A 4,318-nucleotide genomic window follows, 5' to 3' on the forward strand; every position below is an offset into this window, starting at 1 on the left:
GTCACCAGCGGCCAGGGCGGCCTTGTGGCCAGAGTATCCGGGGCGCTTTCCGGCGTGGGCGGGGCCATCCGCGACTGGTGGAAGGGGCTCGGCAATCCTGTGACGGATACCGTGCCGAAACTGCCCACGCCTCCGACTGCCGGTGTGCCGGTCATGCCGGAGGTGGCGGCTCCGAAACTTCCTGTCCTGCCTCCGCTGGAAGTGCAGGCGGGCAAGCTGCCGGAGATGCCCGTGCTGACGGTCGCTGCCCCGACAGTGCCGGAGCCGGAGGCCCCGGAAATAGCCATACCGCAAGCGCCGTCCTTTGACCTGACCGACCCCGCCCGCACGGAAGGCAACGTCCGGAGCGGCGGACAGAGCATCACCATTTACGGGGACATCGTTCTGCCCAGCGTGCAGAAGGCGGAAGACTTCGGGGAAGCCATGCGCCAATACCTGCAAGGGGAGATTTCCATGATGGAGGGTATGGCATGAGCCAGGCCAGCGGCAACGAACAGAACGGACAGAAGCTGATCACCTTTGAAGACGGCGTGGTGACGCTGGCCGGGGAAGAAGTGCCGGGCATCCTGCATTCGCTGCGCGTGGACGGCAAGGTCCGCTTCGACGAACAAAAGGTGGATGGTTCTTCCGGCAAAAAGAAGACGCCGCAGGGCTTTGAGGACAGCGACATCATGATTTCGCTGTACCTGGTGACGGACGAGGATTCCAGTTGCTACGACAAGCTGGAGACGCTTTCCGGCATGTTCCGCAAGGTGGACGACAAGGCTAACCCGCAAATCTACACGGTGGCGAACCGGCACTTACTGGCGCGGGGCGTGCGGCAGGTGGTCTTTTCCAAGTTCTGTTCGTCGGAGAATGACCGGACGGATGAAATCATGGTCACGCTGGGCTTTGTGGAGCACAACCCGCCCGTGGTCAAGACGGAAAAGGCACAGGCAAAGACGCCCACCAGCAAAGAACTAGCAGAACAGGCTGCGGAGAAGGCCAAACAGGCCGCCGAACCAAAGGAAGACGAACTTATCATTACGGCGGAATAACCATGATCGAAGGAATCAACATCCGCTGCAACGTGGGCGGCGTGGAAGTGCTGCGCAGCCCGCGCATTGTGCTGACGCTGCGCCGCCGGGCCGTGGTCTCCACCTGCGAAGTGGATATCCCGGACGCGGACGGCTCGGTGCAGGTCTCTCTCGCTAAAAAACAGGCGGTGCGTGTGCGCTTCGGGCACCGGGGCGAAGGCGGCACCTGGCACGACTGGTCCGGCACGGTGAAGGATTTTCAGCCTGCCGGGCCGGATACCATCCGCGTGCAGGCCGTGGGGCTGGAACAGGCGCTTATCGACACCACGGTGACGGAAGCCATGCACGGAGAACCTGCGGACGTGGTGGCCCGCCGCCTGCTGGTGTCCACAGGGCTGCCCGTGGCGGGCATCGCTATCCCGGCGGAGACCTTCCCGCATATCGTGTTCAGCAATGTGACCGTGGCACGGGCCATCAAACAGCTTGCCGCCAGCCTGGAACGTAGCTTCGGGCACGACCTTTCCCGGCACGCGGTCTGGCTGGGGGAAGCGGGCCTGTACTGGTCCGACGGGGACGAACCGGGGGACGTGTTTGTGGTGGAAACTGCGGCCAACCTCATACGCAACGACCCGAACCCGGCGGGCATGAGTTATGCCGTGTCCACCGTTCTGCCGGGATTGACCCACAGTCGCCGGGTGCGCATCCGGGACACGCGGCGGGATTTTTCCGAGCTGGTGCGCGCGGAAGAGGTCATCCATACCTTGGGAGCGAACGGGAACACGACGACCATTGGTTACGGATACGACGGAGGCTGGGGATAATGGCGGAACAGAGCCTTCTTTCCCTGCTCAAGCGTGCTCTGGAACTGGCCATGCCGGACTTGCGGGCCTACTACCGCATGACGCGCAAGGCAAAGGTCGTGGCGGCGTATGCCAGCGACGGGCGCTATTATGCGGACGTGCAGCCGCTCCGGAACGACGAAAGTCCGGACACGTCGGAGCCGGTCATTCCCAAGGTGGAAATCCCTATCGTATGGGGCGGGCCGAAAAGGGGTATCGTCTGCCCTCCGGCGGTGGGGACGCTGTGCGATCTTTCCTATTACGACGGGGACCCGAACTATCCGCGCATCAGCAACTTCCGTTGGCAGATGAACGGCGCGCCGGACTGTGGACTGGACGAACTCATTATCCAGCAGACGCCGGGCGTGAGTCTGAAAATTGAGAAGGACGGCTCCTTTCTGACCGTTTCGCCTGAAAACTGGACCGTGGAAATCGGCGGAAATGCCGTCATCAAGGCGGCGGGCAACGCCACCGTGGAAGCAGCCGGTACGCTGACCCTGCAAGCGCCGTCTATCATCAAAAAAGGGAATGAAACCTGCTCCGGCAGCGACGGCGGCACGGGAACCACCACGGAGAACGCCCACCGGACCACCAACGGCAGTATAACGGTTAACGGGCCGCTCAAGGTGAATGGCGACCTTTCGGTATCCGGCAACGCCTTTGCGGGAAGCCGCAGCGGCGGGAGCTGTCCGCACTGACAGACTGGCGGGAACAACTGGAACTAGCCGCGAGCGACGCGAGTCCTGGAAATGATGTCCGGCAATTCAAAGGTGAACTGCAAAAATATTCTGGTGAACGCCACCAGTTCCCCGGCCTCATCTGGAGAGCCTTCCATATCGTGCGCAGCCTCATTGCCCGCTCTGCGAATGATGGAAGCCCATTCTTTCAGCGAAGCGGTAATGACGCCTTTTTTATACAAGTTATCGATCCTGTCATACAGAGACTTCCCTTCGCCGCCAAGCTGGCGCACGGCAGCTTCCAGCACACTGCGACAACCGAAAATGATGAAGTACGGCTGTTTTTTCTCATCAAGCATTTTTTGCAGGTCAACAAAGGCGTTATTGACCTTTTCGGGAAGCGAGGGATGGCTGTAATGCTGCACGGGAGAAGGAAAAATATGTTCCACCGTGACCTGTCGGCGGGATTCTCTTTCAACAGAACCGATACAGGGACGGATTTCCTCAAGCGTTTTCTGGCTGGTCGAACATGTGGCGACAACAGGCTTTTTACAGGAAAGACAGGAGCCTGCCAAGGAAAAGCTTACCAACGGGTTGTTTTCACGCCGTTTTTCAAGAATGGCTCTGTCAATTGCCGGTGTTTTTGAATAGTCGTAGTCGCCGAGTATGTAAGTGCTCATACCGAAAGCCGCAAAGCCCCTGTCTGAATGGCAGTGAGGACAGGTTCCCTGGAATATAAACATGGAAGCTCCTGGAGGGTGATATGGAACAGATCAATATCAACAAAGTGATGGATGAATTTTACGCTATCGTCAATACCGCGCCTGTGGACGATGCTGTGAGCCATGTGGTGCGCTGTGCCGGAAAGCATGGCAACGTGGCCTCCATCGAGGCGCTGGCCAGGTTGTTGGTCATCGAGAATACACGCCGTCGTCATGTCGAGGCGCGTTTCCTGCCCGATCCACATTAGCTCCATTCTCATTTCTTGTGCAAAAAACAGGGATGGAAATCCCCATGAAAAACCTTCGCATGGAGCGCGTCCTTTCCGGGCGCGCTCCTCTTTTTTGTGCCAGTATCGGTTGCATGAATACGGCAAACGAGCTTTGGGGACAGGACATAGCCCTTGACGACAACGGGCAGGCGCGCGTGGCGGCCAACGGCGAACTGGTGCTGACGGACGGCGTGGAAACGGGCGTGCAGGATATCAAGCTACGCCTGTTCACCCGTCTGGGCGCGCTGTTCTACGACCTGGACTTCGGCAGCCTCATTTCCGACTGGTTCTATGAGGACAGCACGGCCACGACACGGGCGGCCTTTCTGGCGGAAGTGACCATGCGCGTGGAAGAAGATCCGCGCGTGGTGGTGGGGAGCGTCAAAAGCAGTCTGCTTGCCTGGAATGAAAATTCCATCACCGTGGCCGTGCAATGGCGTTTCATCGGAGAAGACCAGCCGTTGAACCTGGTGCTTACGGCGAACAAGAGTGTGCGGGAACTGGTCATACGCGACGGCAGATACAACGAACCGGAGGCGGCGCTATGAGCCTACGACTTTCCAAAGATATAAGCGATATCCGCGCCGGACTTTTTGAACGCATCGAGTCCGTGCAGGACGAGTATGCGGCCAGGGGCTGGCTGCCTGCACGCCTCAATCTGAACAAGGGCATCGCGCGGGGCATCATCGAGCTGTTCGCCTGGGGCCTGTGGCAGCTCTACAACTTTCTTGCCGTCATCCATAGGCAGGCTATTCCGCTTGAGGCCACGGGGGAGTGGCTGGACACGCACGCGGC

At 59.6% G+C, this 4,318-nt stretch carries 7 protein-coding genes and 1 pseudogene; 7 read left to right on the forward strand and 1 reads right to left on the reverse strand.

Annotation, left to right across the window (positions count from 1 at the left end; all coding sequences use genetic code 11):
• From DESPIG_RS06695 to DESPIG_RS06710, 4 genes are all read left to right on the forward strand, one after another.
• Positions 1-474, forward strand: a 474-nt coding sequence (locus tag DESPIG_RS06695) for a hypothetical protein (protein WP_006006613.1), incomplete at its 5' end; no start/stop codon positions are given.
• Positions 471-1,037: a baseplate complex protein gene (locus DESPIG_RS06700; RefSeq protein ID WP_006006614.1), complete on the forward strand. Its 567-nt coding sequence runs from the start codon at positions 471-473 to the stop codon at positions 1,035-1,037. The genes DESPIG_RS06695 and DESPIG_RS06700, both read left to right, overlap by 4 nt.
• A gap of 2 nt (positions 1,038-1,039) precedes the next feature.
• Positions 1,040-1,837: a hypothetical protein gene (locus tag DESPIG_RS06705; RefSeq protein WP_006006615.1), complete on the forward strand. Its 798-nt coding sequence runs from the start codon at positions 1,040-1,042 to the stop codon at positions 1,835-1,837.
• Positions 1,837-2,553 (forward strand): hypothetical protein, encoded by a 717-nt coding sequence (locus DESPIG_RS06710; protein WP_006006616.1) that lies wholly within the window; start codon positions 1,837-1,839, stop codon positions 2,551-2,553. The genes DESPIG_RS06705 and DESPIG_RS06710 overlap by 1 nt, the downstream gene beginning before the upstream one ends.
• Positions 2,554-2,576: 23 nt before the next feature.
• Here DESPIG_RS06710 and DESPIG_RS13260 read toward each other — a convergent pair whose 3' ends face one another.
• Positions 2,577-3,275 (reverse strand): DUF4145 domain-containing protein, encoded by a 699-nt coding sequence (locus DESPIG_RS13260; RefSeq protein WP_081446846.1) that lies wholly within the window; start codon positions 3,273-3,275, stop codon positions 2,577-2,579.
• 20 nt (positions 3,276-3,295) lie between these two features.
• Here DESPIG_RS13260 and DESPIG_RS06720 point away from each other — a divergent pair, with 20 nt between their 5' ends.
• The 3 genes and pseudogenes from DESPIG_RS06720 to DESPIG_RS14080 form a co-directional block, all read left to right on the forward strand.
• Positions 3,296-3,502, forward strand: coding sequence for a hypothetical protein (locus DESPIG_RS06720; RefSeq protein WP_040369619.1), 207 nt, complete (start codon positions 3,296-3,298; stop codon positions 3,500-3,502).
• A 44-nt stretch (positions 3,503-3,546) separates the two neighbouring features.
• Positions 3,547-4,071, forward strand: coding sequence for a GPW/gp25 family protein (locus DESPIG_RS06725; RefSeq protein ID WP_246118355.1), 525 nt, complete (start codon positions 3,547-3,549; stop codon positions 4,069-4,071).
• Positions 4,068-4,318 (forward strand): annotated as a pseudogene (locus DESPIG_RS14080) (baseplate J/gp47 family protein); the annotation flags it as partial. The gene DESPIG_RS06725 and the pseudogene DESPIG_RS14080, both read left to right, overlap by 4 nt.

Origin of the sequence: Desulfovibrio piger ATCC 29098 (genome assembly GCF_000156375.1) — a bacterium.
In the GTDB taxonomy this organism is placed as follows: Bacteria; Desulfobacterota; Desulfovibrionia; order Desulfovibrionales; family Desulfovibrionaceae; genus Desulfovibrio; species Desulfovibrio piger.

Bases quoted from the DNA above. Each gene is read 5' to 3' on its own strand.
- DESPIG_RS13260 (WP_081446846.1), bottom strand. From the start codon at position 3,275: ATGTTTATATTCCAGGGAACCTGTCCTCACTGCCATTCAGACAGGGGC.
- DESPIG_RS06700 (WP_006006614.1), top strand. From the start codon at position 471: ATGAGCCAGGCCAGCGGCAACGAACAGAACGGACAGAAGCTGATCACC.
- DESPIG_RS06710 (WP_006006616.1), top strand. From the start codon at position 1,837: ATGGCGGAACAGAGCCTTCTTTCCCTGCTCAAGCGTGCTCTGGAACTG.
- DESPIG_RS06720 (WP_040369619.1), top strand. From the start codon at position 3,296: ATGGAACAGATCAATATCAACAAAGTGATGGATGAATTTTACGCTATC.
- DESPIG_RS06725 (WP_246118355.1), top strand. From the start codon at position 3,547: ATGAAAAACCTTCGCATGGAGCGCGTCCTTTCCGGGCGCGCTCCTCTT.
- DESPIG_RS06705 (WP_006006615.1), top strand. From the start codon at position 1,040: ATGATCGAAGGAATCAACATCCGCTGCAACGTGGGCGGCGTGGAAGTG.